The sequence below is a fragment of the Sphingobacterium sp. R2 genome (assembly GCF_040760075.1).
Classification (GTDB): Bacteria; Bacteroidota; Bacteroidia; order Sphingobacteriales; family Sphingobacteriaceae; genus Sphingobacterium.
Genome location: NZ_CP142884.1, coordinates 4,872,845 through 4,892,548, shown reverse-complemented (window position 1 = coordinate 4,892,548; position 19,704 = coordinate 4,872,845). Strand labels below are relative to the sequence as shown.

Sequence of the window (19,704 nt, the reverse complement as noted above, 5' to 3'; positions counted from 1 at the left end):
ATTTGAAGCACGATTTATCTACCTATTCGGCGTTTGTAACTCATGGGTGTTTCACCTGTGAATTTTTTAAATAGTCGATTGAAGTAAGAGATATTTTCGAAACCTAATTTAAAGCACAATTGTTGGATATTATCTTCATCGATTAACATCATCAATTGTGCTTTTTCTATTTTCTTTTGATTGATGTAATGTACAGGTGTGGCATTCATGTGTTTCTTGAAGAGTCGGATAAGGTGATCTTTGGATATAAAAATCAGATTGGCAAGTTGTTCTATAGCGATCGGATGATGGATATTTTCGTCGATGTAATCAAGTACACGCAAAAGCCGTTTTTCCACCTGTGGTATTTTGTTCGATGCTTCGGCCAGAAATCGGCTCATTAATAAATGAATGATCGCTTGGTTTTCGGCTGCTCTGGCGATAGGTGACGCCGTTTGCAGCGCCATGTTTTTCATTAATTCTGTTGAATTATCATACCCTTTCGGATCATACATTTTTAACTCACGACCTGGATTTAACTCGTAGAGATGCTGAATGACTGTAGCTAACAGCTGATCTGATTTGATTTCCTTCGGGAAAGAGTAGCGGTCGAAAATACTCGATCTTAGCGCTGGATTTTCATAGATATGGATATAGTAGAGTGATAGTTTAGCGGAACAAGCGTAGCTATGTTGGATATATGCAGGTGTGAGATAGAGATGTCCCGGCCGAAGTTTGATGGTTTCGTCCGCTAAAATTATGGATGCTTCTCCTTCACACACATAATGTATCCGCGCAAACGGACTCTGAATATCTTTGAAATTCCAATTCGCCTGATGTTCCGCATAGCCAATGTTCAATAGTGTAAAATCAAGTTTATTATTTTCGTTATTTATCATCACCCGAAGAAGAAATAGTTAGCTACAATATTAGTCGTTTTCTTAAAAAGAATAGCGTTTTTAAAGTGAAAATATTGATAATGTTATAGTTCATTTATCTGTATATGAAGTTTTTTTTCATATTTATTTTTTAAAAATAGCATTTAAGTGTTTGATATCTAGCTTGCAAATTTTTTACATTCTCTGCTAATAGTACGCTAGTGAATCCTTGCGCTTGGATCGATATTGTGTCATTTTTTATCGTTAATGGAGTTTCTTTATCCGTTCTATATAATTATTTTTGGCTATATCATAGTATCAAAGATCTCAAGACAGTAAATCTCTTCAGTTTGATCTTGAGCTTTGTTGTGATAAATAACAATAGCAATGCTATTTAAATTGATGCCATTTATAAATGAAAGCTATAAAAATAGTAAAAGAGGGATCTGTGGAAATCACGGAAATTCCTCAGCCTTCCCTTAAGGATGGACATGTCCTTTTAAAAATAGATTATGTTGGTTTCTGCGGCTCTGATCTGAATACATTTCGGGGTTTAAATCCATTAGTTCAGCTACCAGTTATACCTGGACATGAAATTGGGGCAACGGTAGTTGAATTGGGGACGAATGTTGGAACTGATATTAAGATTGGTACTAGAGTTACGGTAAATCCGTATTCGAACTGCGGTATTTGTACTGCATGTAAAAATAATAGACCTAATGCCTGCCGCTACAATGAAACGATGGGCGTACAGCGCGACGGTGCCATGACAGAATACCTTGTCGTGCCCATTCAAAAGGTCATTGTGGGTGGCCAACTATCGTCAAAAGAATTGGCCTTGGTGGAACCTATGAGCGTAGGCTTCCACGCCGTAGATCGGGCCGATGTCACCGACAGCGATGTCGTATTGGTGTTGGGATGTGGCATGATCGGAGTTGGGGCGATTGTTCGGTCTGCTTTACGGGGTGCCACCGTTATAGCAGTTGACGTGAGTAAAGAAAAACTTGAGTTGGCTAAAAGTCTCGGAGCGACATTTACCATCAATAGCGCTGAGGAAGACTTGGCGGCTAGTTTGGATAAATTGACGCACGCCATGGGGGCTGACGTAGTTATTGAAGCCGTAGGACGCAAGGAAACCTATTTAGCGGCGATTGATGCCGCTGCGTATACAGGCCGGGTTATCTATATCGGTTATGCAAAAGAAGCTATTCCTTTTGATACACAGTTTTTTGTCAAAAAAGAATTGGATATCAGAGGTTCACGTAATGCTACAGCAAAAGATTTTGCAGCGGTAATGCATTATTTGAAAATGAAAAAGTGCCCAATAGAGCAACTTATAACAGGAGTGTATCGCGTAGAAGATGCGCAGTTAGCTTTAACATCATGGCTAAGCGATCCTGGACGTGTTTTTAGGCTTTTAATTGAATTTTAAAATTCATATACGTTATTGTCAATGACCGAACAATAGTACGACTCATCATGGCTATGCCCAAAAATGGAGCAATAATTACTTTATAAAAAATGCGAAAAGCCTTTTTCATATCGCTGGAAAAGGCTTTGACTTAAATCTCTTATCCGTTCATAACTGATGCGGGGGAGATCCAAACTTATTTTTTCTTTCTGGATTTTTTTTCTTCTTCAGCAGGCAAATCTAAAATAGCCATCAATAGTAGATAATAGCCTTTTTCTAATCCCATTTTTTGTGCTTTTTGGTCGATAGTGTCCATATCTTTATTCAATTATTGTTTCTTAACTAATTTCTATTTTATTAATTAGAATCAAACGCTGTACCCAAAATCCGTTATCCATATGCTATCCGTATTTTTAAGGGGTAAATTGCGTAAAGTTTTCACTTTTTAACAAAAAAATACGTGTAATGTGGGTATTAAATTCAATCAAATTATAAGTTAGACCCGAGTTTGCGGTAATAATAACCCGAACATGTTTGCTGTAAAACATTTTCATGTGAATATTGTCTTTAATACAGATTAATAATTAAAACAGATATTTATGAAAAAGATAATTCCATTTGCGCTGATGTCAAGTTTATTGGTGCTCGTATCAAGTTGTGCAGCGATTGAAGGTATATTTAAAGCCGGCGTATGGTCTGGTATTCTATTGGTTGTCGTAGTTGTTGCTCTTGTAATCTGGTTGGTAAGCAAATTGTTTGGTGGATCAAGATAATGATGATTATTTGATCTCTAATCCTTTACTTGCTTAGAAAGCTATGTCTTTTCTACTAAATATTTCCAGTAGCGTTTCGGAACATGCCTTAAATGAAGTTTCAGATTTTTACGTGATTCAATGGTTGTACTCTTAAAGTAGGTTTTCCAAAGATGCTGATAAGCCTTTTCTTGAGGATCGAGATCCACTTCTATCTGATATGGATCTCGAATTTCATCATTTTCATTTGGAGATACTTCGACGATAGTATTTCCATCATAGTGAAAGCCATAATTTCGTTTTAAATCATAAATTAACCAACATTGGTTTGCGAATCGATTTTTAAAGAATTGTACAACAAGTGGAATCACATTGAAATCGGGCTCTACAACGGCAGTATACAGATGGTCATTAGATTTGACAAACCGTATAAATGCTTTCATACGGTGCCGTTCCCGATTGATTTTCTTAATTGATTGATGCAAACGAAGTATAGGGGGATAACCATAATTATGTATATCCAATTGTTTTTTGCGAAATAGTTCTACTATCAGCCGAAATCCATTGAGCCATTCGATATCATTATCGGACAGGAAATTATGGTAGAAAAAAATCGTACTTTGCTTTCCAATTATTTTTTCCATCCCTGTGAGAATGCGTATCGCTTTCTTATTATCTGTTGGAATCAGCCGTTTTTCCGAAAAAAGAACAATTTCCGTCGCTTTTCCTGTTTTAGGAACACTATCAAACTCTTTCCTTTCAAACGCCTCAAATACACAACACAGATAACCGGAATAACTGCCGTCAAAAATATAGTCCATTAGAATAAAGTTAATTGGCTATTCGGACCTTTTATTTGCGATTGGGGAATATGTTCCAGAATGCATTTTCTGATCTTTTCCGGATAGTGAAAGCCCGCAGTGATCAATGTGTCCTGACATAGCATAAAATATTTCGCTCGATTATAAGCTATTCCAATTTTTTGAACTTGATATTCTTTTAATTTGCCAAATTTCCGTGCCTGTATTATTTTTCTAGCGGATTGTCTTCCTATCCCCGGAATTCTTATGATCCAGCTATATGTAGCGGTGTTTATGTCGATAGGGAAGAATTGAGGGTTGCGAAGAGCCCAAGCAAGTTTAGGATCTATTTCCAGATCGAGGTCCTGATGTTTACTATTAAGGATTTCATGAAGCGAAAAGCCATAAAATCTAATTAACCAATCTGTTTGATAAAGTCTATTTTCACGAACCAGAGGTGGAGCTGTACCAATTTGAGGAAGGTTGGAGTCCGTTGCGTTAATAGGAATGTAACCCGAATAATACACCCTTTTCAGGTTATAATCTTTATAGAATGTATTTGCAGCCTCCATAATTTGGAAATCACTTTCTGGTGTTGCTCCAATAACCATTTGAGTACTTTGTCCTGCCGGTACAAATAAAGGTATTTTTTTATTGGTTTTTCTGTCCTGCTGAACATTTTGGATTTCATTTTTAATTATTGTCAGCGGTTCGCGAACAGATTGATGATCCTTCTCGGGAGCGACAAGTTTTAGTCCTGCTTCAGTAGGTATTTCGAGATTTACACTCATACGGTCAACATAAAGACCTGCTTCCTTTAACAAAGATTCACTTGCTCCAGGAATAGCCTTCAGATGAATATAACCATTAAACCGCTCTTCAGTTCGAAGCTTCTTGACCACTAACATTAAGCGTTCCATGGTATAATCTGCAGATTTAAAAATACCAGAACTTAAAAAAAGTCCCTCAATATAATTTCGACGGTAGAAATTCATCGTCAATTCGACAACTTCCTTGACCGAAAATGCTGCTCGCTGTACATCATTGCTACGCCGACTCACACAAAAGGAGCAATCGTAAATGCAAAAGTTAGTCATTAAGATTTTTAGAAGGGAAACACAGCGTCCATCTTCAGTATACGTATGGCAGATGCCACTTGCTGACGAATCACCTAAACCACCATTATTTTTTCGCTTACTTCCACTTGAGCTGCAGCTGACATCATATTTAGCTGCATCCGCTAGTATTTGTAGTTTATCGTCAAATCCAAACATAATCAATCCATCCTTTTTACATCTGTAAAAATACTAATATTATTAGTAAAATAGCCGCGTAGAAGTACGTGTTTTAATTTAAAAATATCCTACCCTTTTAGTTAAGATATATTGCTTGAATTTGGTTAAATCGAAAACGATTTAGGGGGGCATGTTGTTCTTTATTAAAAATAATATTATGGCAGAGAATAATTTAAGCGATAAAGACGCTTTAGCAAAGCTAAAAGAAATCGTTGATAAGATTGACGTAGGTACAGTATGCTCTTTTCCACAAGATTCGGACTATCCACATGGTGTCCCTATGAGTAGACAAGAGGTTGATGAAGAAGGTAACATTTGGTACATCTGTTCAGCAGAAAGCGAAACATTTACAAATCTTTCACAAGATTCAAGAGTTTCTTTGTTTTATGCAGATCCTGGGAATTATACCTTTCTCAGTATAAATGGCGATGCGAGTCTTTCCCGGGATCAAGAAAGGATAGATCGTTATTGGAATAAGATGATGGAGGGATGGTTTGAGAAAGGGAAAGAGGATCCAAATATTCAATTGTTTAAAGTTACTCCTCAAGAAGCTCATTACTGGGATTCAAATTCAAATATGATTGTTAACCTGTTCAAAATGCTTAAAGCGAAAGTAACAGGCGAGACAGAAGATATAGGTAAAGAGGGAGATCTCAATCTATAGTGTGCTCATATCAAATGTATAAAAAGGCTCCTCAATATTGAATTTTGAGGAGCCTTTTCTGTGACTTGAGCAACGTCCCAACCCGTTACGCATTTCCTTTAATAACACGAAGGAGAACTGCTATGATAGCAATGACCAATAGTATATGGATTAGTCCCCCGCCAACAAAGCCGCCGAAAAAGCTGATCGCCCATATGAGTACCAAAATAACTGCAATAGTATATAATAAATTTCCCATAGTAATAAATATATATGTTTATTGAATAACAATATTTATCGAACGATGGTTTACTATATTTAATCTTTTTAATCGTTAACTGCATCCTACTATTTGTTATTTATTTGTGTTTTTTTCATTTACGGATTTTTTCGGTTGCATTTTGATATGGCGAAGCGGTATTAAATTGTATCAAGCGGAATAAGGTCCATTTGCGCTACCACATTACTCCTTAGAGTGTCCTGATCGGCAAAGCGTATGATCTAGCCTGAGCTATTGTTTGATGCATATTGTTTTTTTGAACTTATTATTGAAATTGAGAAAATTGCACGGTTATAAATGAAAATAATGCGGTATATAGCGTTATTTTTTGAAAAATTTATCGCTTAAATGAGATATGGTTGTGTTTTATTCTGTTTATAACGAATATTGATGTGCGTATTTAGGTTCAGGCTCTTGTAGTGAGTATACTGGACAGATGTACTGCCAATGAAATAATAAACTTAAAAATTCATAAAAGATGAAAAAGATTTTAATTTTAGTAGCCCTGGTTATGTTTTCCGTTACGGGTGCTTTTGCTCAGATTCATAAATCCGTTAAATGGACTGTGGCCAGTAAAAAACTCAATAACAAGGAAGCAATTATTTACGTTAAGGCGACTATCCAAAATGGTTGGCACATCTATTCCCAACATGTGAAAGATGGCGGTCCGATACCAACTTCCTTTAATTTCAGTAAAGCTACTGATTATGCGCTAGTCGGAAATACAGCTGAACCAAAACCCAAGATCAAACATGAAGAGGTTTTCAAAATGGATGTAGGGTATTTTACCAATGAAGTTATCTTTCAACAAAAAGTTTCTCTTATTAAAGGAGCTGCGACAGTAAAAGTTACTGTGGAATGGCAAGCTTGTGATGCTTCACAATGCCTTCCTCCAGATGAATACGCTTTTGCTGTAACGGTCAAATAGCCTAAAGCAATTCAAATTTAAAGCAATTGCATGCTTCACCTACCACTATGGATGACTATGAGTAAATATTATTTAGAATTATTTTAAATAGTTATCTTTGCTTCTATTGAAACAAGATAGGGTATATCTCTACTTATGTAAGTTAAACGATTATTTTTATTATCATGAATACAATAGAACTGTTTGAAAATGAACGTGCAAGTGGCTATGATCAATTTGTTGAAACCTGGATCCCCAATTACCATTATTTTTTAGATCAGCTGCCTAAGCTCCTCCGAGAAACCGAAAATAAGGATTTATTGGTGGTCGGATGTGGCACAGGAAATGAAATAGAACGTTTTGTTGACACAGCAGAATCTTGGACAATAACGGGGGTAGATCCGTCACCGGAGATGATTAGTCAGGCTCTGGAAAAATTTGAAGCGGACGAAAATGTTCATCTTGTCGAAGGTGTGGTAGGTGATTTGGACGAAGAGAAGCAATATGGTGCTGCGACACTTTTACTTGTATTACACTTTTTAGAAGACAATGGCCAAAAATTGGCTATGCTCCAAGATATTTCCAAGAGAATGATGTCACAAGCACCCTTGTTATTATTAGATATTACGGGCAATAAGGAGCAGATTCAACAAAACTTGCGAATGTTGAGACTTCTTCTGCCCGGTGGGATAGATGAAACACAGGTCGCTCAAAGATTGCGAAGAATCGAGCATGAATTGTCGCATGTCTCGGAAGAACGATTAGCCGAGCTCTGTGAAGAAGCTGGATTTGAACCTCCTGTTCGATTCTTTCAATCGTCAATTTATATGGGGTGGATAATCCGAAAAAAAGATATTATTTCCTTTTCGTAGCAAAGGGATTGAAGGAAAGCCCCGCATTCATATAAAATGAAGGTTCGGGGCTTGCTTCTTATACATAAAAAAATCCCCAGTGCTATTAACTTCACTGGGGATAATGCTACTTTAAATTGTATATCGATTTTACTAATCTTTCTGATGGAAAAAGGATGCTTTGGGAATATCGATCACCGGTGAATCTTTCACGCTATATTGAAGTTTTAAGGTGAATCCTCCGCCTGCTTCGATGAAATCTACAGCAATTGGATGGTAGCCGGCTTCTAACGCAATCTGTCCACTTTTCATAATTGGTGCATGCTGTCCATCATTATCAACGACAAGCTGATCATGTATCCGCAGGACACCACCATCATCACAAGTGAAGTAGAAATTATAGATTCCTTTTTCTTTGACATAAAGGTATCCTCTTATTTTTGCACCAAAAGAAGGTATTTTGATGGTATCGCTTAGTGCTACATTGCTGATTACTTCGTGGCGTACTTCGGGACCGGCAATAGCAGATGTATTAGCAAAAGTTCCATTAAAAAAAGTTGCTTTAAGGCCTGGTATCAATGTTGTTTCATCCACTCTCACACTTTTTTTCCAGGTATCATACTTAAAATTAATTTGGTAGAGTTCACTTTTTGCTCCTGAAGACGAGATTGTTGCAAATCGAATCGGACCTTCTTTTTTTACAACGAGCGAATCTTTCAGTGCGGGGCTCTGCTGGGTCGGAAGACTACCGTCGGTGGTATAGTGTATCGGATTTTGAGGAAGTTCATTCGCGACCTTTAATATAGATTGTCCGTCAACAATCACCTGTGTTTCGGCAAAACCTTCGAGGTCTGGCATGCGATAGCGCAAACCCATTTTGTCCCAGAGTCCAAAGTGGGAAATTACACGATTTCTATAGCTATCGTATAAAGGTTTGTTGGTCCATACGCGTTCAGATAGCGCACTTAAACGCGGGAGAATCATAAACTCTAATCGCGCAGTGGAGGGGATCATTTCTGTCCATATATTGGCCTGAGCACCTTGTATTAAATGTGCTTTTTGGTTGGATATATCCGAAGGAACCACACTCATATTGTACACAGCATCTAGGCTGCTACTATTTGGAAGATAATCAAAATAGAGCGGATTGGTGGGCGTCATAATAACCCTGTGCCCACGGTTCACAGCCTCCTTAGGTGCATTTTTTTCCCAGCCACGCCAGTACATAACCATCATGCTAGTGTCTGAGCTGCCGTCCAATATTTCATCCCAGCCGATGCTCTGTTTATTTTTTGAACGGATAAAATTGTTTACCCGTTTGACGAAATAGCTCTGAAGATCATGTAAATTGGCAATTTGTTTTTCTTCCATAAAAGCTTTAGCAGCAGCCGATTTTGCCCAAGAATCTTTCTCTACTTCATCGGCACCGATATGAATGTAAGGGGAGGGGAATAGTTCAATGATTTCACTGAGCACATGTTCAACAAAAGTATAACTGCTTTCTTTCCAGGGGCTGATCGGTACGGAGAATTGTTTTCCCCAGCCGGCGGTTTGGCTGTCTAACAGCAGTTCGGGATAGGCTTTTGTAGCCACCATCATATGCCCTGGCATATCTATTTCGGGAATGATTTCTATTTGTCTGCGCTGCGCATAAGCGACAATGTCTCTGATGTCCTGTTGGGTATAAAATCCCCCATACTCTTCTTTTCCGTTTCTTGTGCGGATCAATTCCTTGGGCAAATTAAAGTCTGGATTTTCTTTGGCCTTTGCAAAGCAGGCAGAATCTTGGTTGTTATACGTTCTCCAGGCACCATCTTCGGTAAGTTTAGGGTACTTCTTAATTTCGATCCGCCAACCCTGATCGTCCGTCAAGTGCAGATGGAATTTGTTGAACTTGTAGCTTGCAATTAGATCGATAAATTTATATAGATACTCTTTTGGAAAAAAATGGCGGGCAACATCGAGTTCGACTCCGCGCCATTGAAACGCAGGCTGATCTTTCACTGTAATATATGGAAGAGCCAATTTAGCTGTTGTGCCCGAAAGTAAATATAATTGCTGAATGGTCTGTAAGCCGTAAAATGCTCCTTTTTCCGAAGCAGCAATGATCTGAATACCTTTTTGATCTATTTTCAATTCATAGGCCTCATCGGAGAGTCCTTGACCTTTGATCAATTGCAGCGAAGCGCTAGCCTGCTTAACGCTTTTTTTATTCAATTTCCCGAATAGCGCATGGTCGATCCATCCTGATAAAGATTGAGAAGATAAAGCTGGATCGATGTAGTAACCCAATTCTTGCCCCTTTAGCTGAAAAAGACCAGGATTGGATGCTAATTGTTGAGGAAATGGAATGAGTTGCGGAACAGTAGTTTTGTTTTGCGCAAAGTTTGTCGTCGGCAAGTATAGGGCGCAGGACATTAGAATGGTTGATAGAATTTTATTCATAAATTGTAATCTTTTGTAATCCACAAGTATGTTAGAATGAGCTGCAATATACCAATATTTCAGGTATTCGATCGCAAAACGCTTCTTTTACTGCTGCGAATTCAATTCATTTGTATTTATAAATGTTTAACCGACATTTATGAATAATATAGTATATTTAGCGCTGAAATAACCTTTGGACGAGGAAATATTGTGTAATACACCTTATTTTTGATATTTTAACCTGTTTGCTAATTTGATAATGAGCTGTTTGCTGTCTGGGCGCAGTGTATCTCAATTGAAAGTAAACTGTGGTTAAATGTGGAGTTAGATTTTATGGTGTTGTGAATGTTGTATCTATGAAAAATTTGCTAGTTGTCGTTATTTTTCTGTGGCACTTGAGCCAAGTTTTTGCGCAGCCTAGTCGCGCCCATTTTTTTTCTATTCAAGATGGTCTGACCAATCAACAGGTATTGGACCTTGCTCATGATGATGAAGGATTTATGTGGATAGCGACAGAGCTTGGCTTAAATCGATTTGCGGGCAAAGCATTTAGGAGCTATTACGCTTCGGAGAAACCAGATGGATTGTCTGTCAATAGTAATGAAATCAATACCTTACTGTACGATAATAAAAAAGTTTTTATAGGTACGCGTGCCAATGGGCTCAATGTCCTCGATCTGAAGACCAATAAATTCAGTTATTATACACACGATTCGAATAATCCGAAGTCTATCGCTACCAACGATATTACCGATATGATCAAAGGTTCGGACGGCAATCTATGGCTGGCAACTTACCATCAGGGATTACAGCATTTTGACATCACAAAGAAAGAATTTCGCTGTTTCAATAAAAAGAGCTTCCCTGGTCTTCCCGAAAATAGTATTTGGTCATTGGCTGAAGATAGAAAAAGGATACTCTATATTGGTCATGTAAATGAAGGGGTCACCATATTTAATCCTATTAATCAATTTTCCAAAAGATTGACTGTTCAAAATACCAAAGGGCAACTGCCCGACAACGAAGTGAAAGCCCTGTTTTGTGATCGTTTCGATAACATTTGGATAGGCACCCGAAGAGGCCTTGCTGTCTATTGTCCTTCAACAGGTGAAACTATGCATATACCATTGGCAGGAGCATCAAAAAATGGAAATGAACCATTTGTATATACGATTGAGGAAATTGGAAATACAATTTGGATCGGCGCCGAATCATCTCAGCTTTTTCTTTTTCAACCAGCATATGGTTTTGATCAGCAAATCTCGGGCGTTAAAGAGTTGAAAACTATCGATTTGGGAAAGGGTAATAATGCAATGGTCCAACGTATTGCAGCAGATCGATTTGGGAATGTTTGGCTGGGCTTGTATGGCGGCGGTGTCGGCGTTATAAATCACATTCACCCTTTTTTTAATGTATTCCCCGAAGAAAATATGCTGCCTGATCGTCTAGCAACAGTAAGTAATATAATCGTTCGCAATAGCCAAACAATTTGGTTGACAACAGAAGGATCGGGTATCATTGAGATGGGTACAGATGGTCGTTTGAACAAACAGATAACGCATAAGGACGGCAGTCCGGACGATTATATATTGACTGCTTTTAGCGATCACAATGAACATGTTTGGGCAGGTTTACGCAAAGGTGGAGTAGCTGTTAGATATGCTGGCTCGTCCACATGGCATGAAATTGATCTTGGAGAGCGCGTGACAGAAGTCCGTGCAATTTACGAAGATCACCGCGGAGGAATTTGGATTGCTGGATATCAAGGTATATTTATATATGATCCAATAAAACATACTGTAGAAAAAGTGCTGATTAATAACCCAATGTTAGGTGACTATGCCCCTAGGGCGCTAGTCGAGGACGGGCAGCATAATATGTGGGTAGGTACCTATGGACAAGGCCTCTATATCTACAACAGCAATCATCAATTAATTCGAAGAATGGATAGTGAGCATGGGTTACGAAATAATACCATCAACTATCTCTTGCGTGATAGGAATAATAACATTTGGGTGGCAACAAACCAAGGTTTGGCATTACAGGAGTCTCAGAAAAAAATTGGAGACTTAAAAATATTGTCCGTTCCTGGCGGCAATGCCTGGCTGTTTGTCAATGGCCTAGCGGAGGATCAGAATGGTCACATCTGGTGTTCGACGAAGTCTGGAATGCTCAGGTTCTTACCTTTAGAAAATCGCTTTCTACAATATGATCAGTCATTTGGCCTACCACTTGGCGGGTTTATTAATGGTAGCGTGGGAAAAGATTTGAAGAATAGGCTGTTCTTTGGAATGCAAGACGGAATATGTTATTTTGATCCGAATGAGATCCCCTCAAATCTTCCGTTATCGCCTGTCCGGGTAAGCCGATTTATTGTTTTTCGATCCGGTGAGTCGAATACCCAACAAGACGAGTATCCCTCGCCTAAAAATGAGATTAACCTCAACTATAAGGAGAATAGCTTTCGTGTCGAACTTGCCGTAATGGATGTCGCATTGGATGGATTGGTTGAATTCAGTTATCAACTGCAAGGACTCAATAATGATTGGATCTTCCTTGGGAATGAAACGAATCTAGATTTTCGGAATATTCCATATGGGGATCATGAATTGTTGATCCGGACACGGATGAAGAATGGGCAATGGTCCAAGACATACCAGCGACTGCTTATTAAGATTGCACCGCCGATATATTTAAGTTTAGGCGCTAAAATCGTTTATTTAATTCTGATACTGCTTATCGTTTATACACTCATTTTCTTTTACTTCAAAAGAATGAAAGCAGAAACCGAATTGAAACTCAAAGAGAGGCAGCATCAACAGGATGAGCAGCTGCACTCGGAGCGGATGAATTTTTATACGCGAATTACCCATGAGCTCCGCACACCATTGACACTTATTTTAGGGCCGTTGGATGATTTATCACAGGAAGGGGGACTGTCCGCAAAAAATAAAAGTTTGGTTCAGACTGTACAGAAAAGTGCGAATAGACTTTTTACGTTGGTTAACCAGCTGCTGGAGTTTCGCAAAGTGGAATCACAATTTAAACCTTTGGTACTCGAATCCGGATCTTTACGTGACTTGCTCAACGACATTATTCATAAATATAAAACACTAAACAATAAGCCGCAGCTCCAAATATTATCGGATTTTCCAGAAGTTGAAACTCGTACGCTGTTTGATGCCGAAATTATGCAATTGATTATCGATAATCTTTTATCAAACGCCTATAAATATACAGATTCAGGTTATATCAGATTGAGTCTAATATATGAGGAAACCAATCTTGCCAACTGGGCGGTATTAACGGTAGAAGATACTGGTTGTGGTATTCCTGCTAAGGATATTGAACGAATTTTTGAAAAATTTTATCAAATCTCCAAGGTTGGAGTTCAAGGTACAGGAATAGGTTTAGCTTTAGTTAAGGAGTTAACAGCAATCCACCAAGGAAAGATAGGCGTAGTCAGTAAGGAAGGTGTCGGAACAACAGTGTCAGTTCGATTTTTATTAAATCGAGTGGTCGCCAAAAAATCTGAAGAGCCGGCGTCAAATGTGGAAGAAAGTCGTCCGTCGCTTGATCCTATTCGTCCGCTTATACTCTTGGTTGAGGATGATGTGGATTTGAGCGAGTACCTGGTGAAGGTGTTAAGCAATCATTATGATGTACAGACGGCCGAGAATGGGGCTACAGGTTTTGAGCGTGCTCAAGCTGTCGTTCCTGATTTAGTGTTAAGTGATGTCATGATGCCCGATATGGACGGGTTTGTTTTGGCAGAAAAGCTCAAAGCAGAGCGGGTGACAAGTCATATCCCAATTATTTTATTAACTGCAAGAGATACCGATGTGGATAGACAACGTGGTTATGAGCTTGGGATTGATTCTTATCTGACTAAGCCCATTGGGAGTATGTTATTGTTGAAACGTATTGAAAATCTTCTGCAGAAGCAAAAAACAATGAATGCCGTTGTATTGCAAAAGTTAAAATCGGATAATCCGTCGGAATTAAAAGGGGAAATGATTGAGAAAGATGATTTATGGCGTGAGAATACATTCGTTCAGGATTTTATCACTATTGTAGAAGAGCATATGCAGGATGAAGTTTTGGACGCCGCTACGCTAGCAGAACGGATGCATATGAGCCAGTCCACACTGTATCGGAAACTTAAAGGGATTACAGGGAAAAATATCAATCAACTGGTACGTAAGATCCGGATACATAAGGCAGCCGAACTGCTTCGTTCCGGAAATCACAATGTGACTGAAGTTTCCTTCTTGGTCGGTATCAATAGCGCTATTTATTTTCGTCAATGTTTTAAAGAAGAATTTGGTAAACTTCCGTCCGAATACCAAAAATCAGATGGAAAGGGGAAATAACTTCCATTAGCCAAAAAATACGCTCTTGGTGATTTTAATCAGCGATTTTGACCGAATATTATATGTTTTTTGACGGATTTATATATGTTTTGGTGCGGTAAAACTCGCTAAGTTTGGCTTATAATTCAATTATAAATCTTGGGAGGAAGGGCAGCGATGCCGCTGATATAACCACTATAAACCATGGTGTGACATCTTTTTGTCTTTTCTAACCTGATTATATTTTTTACTGTTTAATTAGCATAATTACTTTATGAACAACCTAAAAATTGTTTCTCTTTATACCTTGTTGAGCGTTGCGCCAACATTGGTATATGCACAGCAAGGGAAAATTACGGGGCAGGTTTTGAACAAATCAAACGAACCGATTCTTGGCGCAAGTGTTATCGTTGAAGGGGCGGGTAAAGGGACCAAGACAGACATGTCCGGTAAGTTTGAACTCAATGCCAATAAAGGTATTCTCGTCGTATCATTTGTCGGGTATAAAACTTTAAAAATTCCATTGGATGGAAAATCAACTTTAACTATTCAGTTAGAACGTGATGAACATGTATTGGAAGATGTCGTCGTTGTAGGTTACGGTACGCAACGAAAGGCCACGTTAACGGGCTCCATTTCAGAAGTAAAGGGAAAAGATCTCGTAAAAAGTCCCCAGCCAAATCTGTCCAACTCATTAGCCGGAAGATTTTCGGGAGTGGTGATCAACAATCGTAGTGGAGAGCCTGGATATGATGGTTCATCAATCACGGTGCGGGGCCAAGCGACAACGGGTAGTAATGATGTGCTGGTTGTTGTTGACGGAGTGCCGGGGCAGATCGGAGGTCTGGAGCGCCTAGACCCAAACGATATCGAAAGTATTTCGGTGCTAAAAGATGCTTCCGCTGCAATATACGGTAATAGGGCTGCTAACGGAGTAATTTTAGTAACCACCAAACGCGGAAAGAGTGGTAAGCCATCCATCACCTATAGCGGAAACCTTGGATTTAGTTCGCCAACGAGATTGCCCAAAATGGCGGATGCCGCAACATATGCGCTATTGCGGAACGAAATCGCTTATGGTAACAGCTCTTCAGGTGGAATGAACCAAATCTATTCAGACGAGCAGATTCAAAAATTTAGGGATGGATCGGATCCTTTATTGTATCCGAATACCAACTGGGCTGATGTCGCGCTGAAAAATACCGCCTTACAAAGTCAACAAAATCTATCTATTGCTGGAGGGACGGAGGATGTCCGCTATTTTATGTCCTTAGGCTCGGTCTATCAAGACGGGATCTACAAAAAAGGTGTCACGAAATATAAGCAATATAATTTTAGAACAAATCTGGAGGCCAATATAACCGATCGATTTAAGGTTGGCCTATCGCTTTCGGGCAGACAAGAAGACCGCAAATTCCCGATTGCGTCGGCTGGAGATATTTTCCGTTCGATCTACCGTGCTTACCCTACAGTTAGTGCATATTATCCGAATGGCTTGCCTACACGGGGCATCGAAGGCTCTAATCCAGCTTTAATGGTGACAGATATAGGTGGCACCGTGGTCAATCCCAAGCAGGTGTTTAACGGTATCCTCAAAGCGAGTTATCAACTTCCTTGGGTAGAAGGATTATCTGTAGATGGTTTTCTTTCAGTAGATAAATCCACTAATTTCAGTAAGAATTTTAGTGTTCCGTATGTTTTAAATAATTACAATCAAGAGAAAAATAGCTATGAGGAGTCGATTGTTGGCGGAAACAACAATAAAGCTACACTAACTGAGTCGCATACGAACGAGTCGTTGATTACAAGTAATATTAAGTTGAATTTTGAACGGAAATTCGGAGATCACGCCATAAGTGCCTTTGTGGGATATGAGCAGAGTAAACGACATTTGGAGTATTTTGACGCACAGCGTTTCAATTATCTGTCTACGCAATTGCCCGAATTATCCCAAGGTGGAGCTGCTGCTACAGATTATCTCAACTCGGGATATAGCAACAATTACACTCGTCAAAGTGTTATTAGCCGTATAGCGTATAATTATAGCGAAAAGTATTTGTTTGAGGGACAGCTCAGGGCTGATGGTTCGTCAATTTTTCCTTCAAACAAGCGTTGGGGTTACTTCCCTTCCGTATCCGCTGGATGGCGAATCAGCAAAGAAGATTGGTTTTCCGACAAGATTGGATTCTTAGATGACTTAAAACTGAGAGCTTCCTACGGTAGCCTTGGAAACGATAATGTGGATGCATTCCAATATTTTGATAATTATACACTCGTAGGAAATGGCCTAGTCGCTCTTTTAGATGAGAAAAGCCAGATCGAGCCGAATGTTAAATTAGCGAAATTAGCCAATCCTGATATCACTTGGGAAGTATCGAAGAAACTTGACGTTGGACTAAATGCACAATTTCTTAAAAATTTCACACTAGAGGCCATCTATTTCAAACAAAAGAGATCAGATATTCTGACCGAACGAAATGCATCGATTCCGGGAGTTTCAGGTATTGTCAATCCCTATAAAGAGAGCAGTTCCAAACCATTAGTCCCTTCGGAGAATATTGGCAAGGTGAATAGCGAAGGATTTGAAGGAACTTTGTCTTATCAAAAACCGGGAGAATTTAGCTGGGGAATGTCGGGTAATTTTACCTTTGCTAAGAGTAAAATTATCTTCATTGACGAGGCAAGCGGAACGTTAGATTACCAACGTCAGACAGGACGACCTTTGGGAACTTATCTGCTCTATAATGCGATTGGATTAAATAGAACTGAGGCGGATCTTAAAGGATCTCCGCAAGCTCCCGGTGCGCAAATAGGCGATTTAATTTTCGAGGATTATAATCAGGACGGTAAGATCACCGCAGATGATATGCTGCGGACAAAGTATGGAAATATACCACAGATCACCTATGGTTTTAGCTTAAATGCGGCTTATAAAAACTTTGATGCAGCAGTATTATTTTCTGGACAGGCCAGGGTTAGCCAACATGTACTTCCCGAATCTGGTACGGTAGGGAACTTCTACAGCAGTTGGGCCGACAATCGATTTAATCCATTTAATAACCCGAATGGCACATATCCAATGGTTCCCGAACGTGCTTCTTCGGCGGTCAGCGGAGGCTTGTATGGAAATAACTTTTGGTTGAATAATGCTTCCTTCCTACGCTTAAAAAATGTCGAAATAGGATATACCCTGCCACATGAGGTTCTTTCTCGATGGAAACTGGGTGGACTGCGCTTCTACGCGAATGGATTCAATCTGTTGACTTGGACAAAAGTGAAGGATTATGATCCTGAGGGAAGTAGCGGAAGCGGACAATTTTATCCGCAGCAACGAATTATTAATGTAGGTGTAAATTTAAAATTCTAAGGAGGAACACAACAGATGAAATCTTTAAGTAAATATTTTCTGCCCTTGGCTTTGGGAACGACTATCTTTTCAGCTTGCAACAAAAATTTGTTGGACGTTACAGCAACTGATCGTATTTCTACAGAAGCGATTGAAACAGATACAGCCGTTTTAGAAGCTTTTGTCATCAATAGATATATTGGTGAGAAAATAATATCCAATGAGGCAGATGGTACTAATCCGGGCTTCGGTCGCGGATTTGAATATGCCCTGTGGTCTTCCCTGACCGACGAATCCATGTATACGAATGATGATAATACCTGGCTTATTACCCGAGGACAATTGTCTCCAGAAAATTTGGGTGCTGCCGGATCGCTTTGGGGGCGTAGCTACCGAAGTATCCGTGAGTGCAATTACGCTAAAAAAGTCTTGGCTAATATACAGATGAGTACATTGCATAAGCGCCAATTGGAAGGTGAGATCCAATTTATAAGAGCATTTAGGTACCATGATCTCATTCGAAATTTTGGACGCGTTGTGTTGGTGGGAGATACAGTATATGGATTGAAGGATGATCTGACCAAAGCAAGTCTTTTTGAAAGAAAATCCATGCAAGAAGGTATGGATTATGTAATCAAGGAATTGAATGAAGCGATTGAAAAGCTGCCTGCTGAAAATAACGACAAAACCTGGGTCACTGGGCGGGCCACAAAGGCTGCAGCTATGGCTTTAAAAGCGAGATTACTTTTGTATGCTGCAAGTCCATTGTATAATGTAGGAACCTGGGCAGCCGCTGCCCAGGCAGCGCAGGAGGTGATCGCCCTTAATAAGTACAAGCTATACACGGGCGGATACCAATCGTTGTTTTTAACAGATCGAAATCCAGAAACTATTTTTGCAAGATACTACACCAAAAATGCCAATCACGTGCACCTCGAAATTGCCAACGGACCGAATGGCTATGGCGGATGGGGCGGAAATACACCATACCAAAACTTGGTCGATGCCTATGAGATGAAAAATGGAAAAGCCCCTTTCAATGAGGACGGCAGCGTAAACTCGGCTTCAGGTTACGATCCGAAAAATCCTTATGTTAACCGCGACCCCCGTTTTGACGCGACTATTTTATACAATGGCGCTTTATACAGGGGTAGAGCCGTGGAAACATTTATACCAAAAGGGCAAGATAGTCCGCAAGGAACTGACAATTGGAATACTTCTAAAACAGGGTACTATCTGCGGAAATTTATGAACGATGCTTATCCGCTTCAAAATCCTTGGGGTAATGCGGGATTTCAACCTTGGAATTACTTCCGCTATGCGGAAGTCCTTTTGAATTTTGCAGAAGCAGCAAATGAAGCTTATGGTCCAGATGTGTTGCCTGCTGGTGGTAGCTTAACAGCGAGACAGGCTTTAAATTTGGTTAGAACACGGCCATCTGTCGATATGCCCGAAATTCCTATAGGTCAGTCAAAAGATGAATTTAGAAAGCAAGTGCGTTACGAGCGCAGAGTAGAGTTAGCGTTTGAAGAGCATCGTTTTTACGATGTCAGAAGATGGAAGATTGCGATGGTAACAGAAAATATCCCCGCTTATGGCGTTACTATAGATAAAAATAGTGAGGGTTTTACGTATACGCGCAAGGAAGCGCTTTCAGGACGCCGATTTGAAGAAAAGCACTATTGGCTACCGATTCCACGGTCTGAGATATTATCGTCAAATGGACAATTGGAGCAAAATCCTGGCTATTAATTATTTGTTTCAGTAAGTTAATCATCCTCTT

Annotated in this window: 14 protein-coding genes and 1 pseudogene; 8 read left to right on the top strand and 7 right to left on the bottom strand. The window is 39.4% G+C overall.

The features are described from left to right. Positions 1 to 14: 14 nt before the first annotated feature. Positions 15 to 878 (bottom strand): AraC family transcriptional regulator, encoded by an 864-nt coding sequence (locus VXM68_RS20600; protein ID WP_367209855.1) that lies wholly within the window; start codon positions 876 to 878, stop codon positions 15 to 17. Between the two features lie 394 nt (positions 879 to 1,272). Here VXM68_RS20600 and VXM68_RS20595 point away from each other — a divergent pair, with 394 nt between their 5' ends. Next, positions 1,273 to 2,289, top strand: coding sequence for a zinc-binding alcohol dehydrogenase family protein (locus tag VXM68_RS20595; RefSeq protein WP_293954454.1), 1,017 nt, complete (start codon positions 1,273 to 1,275; stop codon positions 2,287 to 2,289). A gap of 175 nt (positions 2,290 to 2,464) precedes the next feature. On the opposite strand, the gene VXM68_RS20590 is transcribed toward VXM68_RS20595, so the two are convergent. Beyond that, positions 2,465 to 2,596 (bottom strand): hypothetical protein, encoded by a 132-nt coding sequence (locus VXM68_RS20590; protein ID WP_293954456.1) that lies wholly within the window; start codon positions 2,594 to 2,596, stop codon positions 2,465 to 2,467. 271 nt (positions 2,597 to 2,867) lie between these two features. Here VXM68_RS20590 and VXM68_RS20585 point away from each other — a divergent pair, with 271 nt between their 5' ends. Then, positions 2,868 to 3,041 carry a hypothetical protein gene (locus VXM68_RS20585; protein WP_209574955.1) on the top strand — a complete coding sequence of 58 codons (174 nt, stop codon included), beginning with the start codon at positions 2,868 to 2,870 and terminating at the stop codon, positions 3,039 to 3,041. Positions 3,042 to 3,082: 41 nt separating this feature from the next. Here VXM68_RS20585 and VXM68_RS20580 read toward each other — a convergent pair whose 3' ends face one another. After that, positions 3,083 to 3,841: a TIGR03915 family putative DNA repair protein gene (locus VXM68_RS20580; protein ID WP_367209854.1), complete on the bottom strand. Its 759-nt coding sequence runs from the start codon at positions 3,839 to 3,841 to the stop codon at positions 3,083 to 3,085. Beyond that, the gene (locus VXM68_RS20575; protein WP_367209853.1) at positions 3,841 to 5,094 is read right to left on the bottom strand and encodes a putative DNA modification/repair radical SAM protein; all 1,254 of its coding nucleotides are present in this window, start codon (positions 5,092 to 5,094) and stop codon (positions 3,841 to 3,843) included. Before VXM68_RS20575 ends, VXM68_RS20580 begins: the two co-directional genes overlap by 1 nt. 178 nt (positions 5,095 to 5,272) lie before the next feature. Between VXM68_RS20575 and VXM68_RS20570 the strand changes: the two genes are divergently transcribed. Beyond that, positions 5,273 to 5,779, top strand: a complete 507-nt coding sequence (locus tag VXM68_RS20570) for a pyridoxamine 5'-phosphate oxidase family protein (protein ID WP_367209852.1) — start codon at positions 5,273 to 5,275, stop codon at positions 5,777 to 5,779. An 85-nt stretch (positions 5,780 to 5,864) separates the two neighbouring features. On the opposite strand, the gene VXM68_RS20565 is transcribed toward VXM68_RS20570, so the two are convergent. Together VXM68_RS20565 and VXM68_RS20560 are read right to left on the bottom strand one after the other, a co-directional pair. After that, entirely contained in the window at positions 5,865 to 6,017 is a 153-nt protein-coding gene (locus VXM68_RS20565) for a lmo0937 family membrane protein (protein ID WP_112376008.1), read from the bottom strand. A gap of 115 nt (positions 6,018 to 6,132) precedes the next feature. Further along, positions 6,133 to 6,201: pseudogene (locus tag VXM68_RS20560) on the bottom strand (hypothetical protein); the annotation flags it as partial. Between the two features lie 315 nt (positions 6,202 to 6,516). Here VXM68_RS20560 and VXM68_RS20555 point away from each other — a divergent pair. Both VXM68_RS20555 and VXM68_RS20550 read left to right on the top strand, forming a co-directional pair. Beyond that, the gene (locus tag VXM68_RS20555) at positions 6,517 to 6,966 is read left to right on the top strand and encodes a protein-disulfide reductase DsbD domain-containing protein (RefSeq protein WP_367209851.1); all 450 of its coding nucleotides are present in this window, start codon (positions 6,517 to 6,519) and stop codon (positions 6,964 to 6,966) included. Between the two features lie 164 nt (positions 6,967 to 7,130). After that, positions 7,131 to 7,817, top strand: coding sequence for a class I SAM-dependent methyltransferase (locus VXM68_RS20550; protein WP_367209850.1), 687 nt, complete (start codon positions 7,131 to 7,133; stop codon positions 7,815 to 7,817). Between the two features lie 132 nt (positions 7,818 to 7,949). Here the strand turns inward: VXM68_RS20550 and VXM68_RS20545 are convergent, their stop codons facing one another. After that, positions 7,950 to 10,241, bottom strand: a complete 2,292-nt coding sequence (locus VXM68_RS20545; protein ID WP_367209849.1) for a family 20 glycosylhydrolase — start codon at positions 10,239 to 10,241, stop codon at positions 7,950 to 7,952. A gap of 338 nt (positions 10,242 to 10,579) precedes the next feature. Between VXM68_RS20545 and VXM68_RS20540 the strand changes: the two genes are divergently transcribed. The 3 genes from VXM68_RS20540 to VXM68_RS20530 all read left to right on the top strand — a co-directional run bounded on the left by VXM68_RS20540 (position 10,580) and on the right by VXM68_RS20530 (position 19,673). Then, positions 10,580 to 14,596, top strand: a complete 4,017-nt coding sequence (locus VXM68_RS20540) for a two-component regulator propeller domain-containing protein (protein WP_367209848.1) — start codon at positions 10,580 to 10,582, stop codon at positions 14,594 to 14,596. Between the two features lie 253 nt (positions 14,597 to 14,849). After that, the gene (locus VXM68_RS20535) at positions 14,850 to 17,942 is read left to right on the top strand and encodes a SusC/RagA family TonB-linked outer membrane protein (protein WP_367209847.1); all 3,093 of its coding nucleotides are present in this window, start codon (positions 14,850 to 14,852) and stop codon (positions 17,940 to 17,942) included. A 15-nt stretch (positions 17,943 to 17,957) separates the two neighbouring features. After that, positions 17,958 to 19,673, top strand: coding sequence for a RagB/SusD family nutrient uptake outer membrane protein (locus tag VXM68_RS20530; RefSeq protein WP_293954474.1), 1,716 nt, complete (start codon positions 17,958 to 17,960; stop codon positions 19,671 to 19,673). Positions 19,674 to 19,704 lie beyond the last annotated feature (31 nt).

Coding starts and splice junctions, on each gene's coding strand:
- VXM68_RS20600 (WP_367209855.1), bottom strand. CDS start 878: ATGATAAATAACGAAAATAATAAACTTGATTTTACACTATTGAACATT.
- VXM68_RS20595 (WP_293954454.1), top strand. CDS start 1,273: ATGAAAGCTATAAAAATAGTAAAAGAGGGATCTGTGGAAATCACGGAA.
- VXM68_RS20585 (WP_209574955.1), top strand. CDS start 2,868: ATGAAAAAGATAATTCCATTTGCGCTGATGTCAAGTTTATTGGTGCTC.
- VXM68_RS20580 (WP_367209854.1), bottom strand. CDS start 3,841: ATGGACTATATTTTTGACGGCAGTTATTCCGGTTATCTGTGTTGTGTA.
- VXM68_RS20575 (WP_367209853.1), bottom strand. CDS start 5,094: ATGTTTGGATTTGACGATAAACTACAAATACTAGCGGATGCAGCTAAA.
- VXM68_RS20570 (WP_367209852.1), top strand. CDS start 5,273: ATGGCAGAGAATAATTTAAGCGATAAAGACGCTTTAGCAAAGCTAAAA.
- VXM68_RS20565 (WP_112376008.1), bottom strand. CDS start 6,017: ATGGGAAATTTATTATATACTATTGCAGTTATTTTGGTACTCATATGG.
- VXM68_RS20555 (WP_367209851.1), top strand. CDS start 6,517: ATGAAAAAGATTTTAATTTTAGTAGCCCTGGTTATGTTTTCCGTTACG.
- VXM68_RS20550 (WP_367209850.1), top strand. CDS start 7,131: ATGAATACAATAGAACTGTTTGAAAATGAACGTGCAAGTGGCTATGAT.
- VXM68_RS20545 (WP_367209849.1), bottom strand. CDS start 10,241: ATGAATAAAATTCTATCAACCATTCTAATGTCCTGCGCCCTATACTTG.
- VXM68_RS20540 (WP_367209848.1), top strand. CDS start 10,580: ATGAAAAATTTGCTAGTTGTCGTTATTTTTCTGTGGCACTTGAGCCAA.
- VXM68_RS20535 (WP_367209847.1), top strand. CDS start 14,850: ATGAACAACCTAAAAATTGTTTCTCTTTATACCTTGTTGAGCGTTGCG.
- VXM68_RS20530 (WP_293954474.1), top strand. CDS start 17,958: ATGAAATCTTTAAGTAAATATTTTCTGCCCTTGGCTTTGGGAACGACT.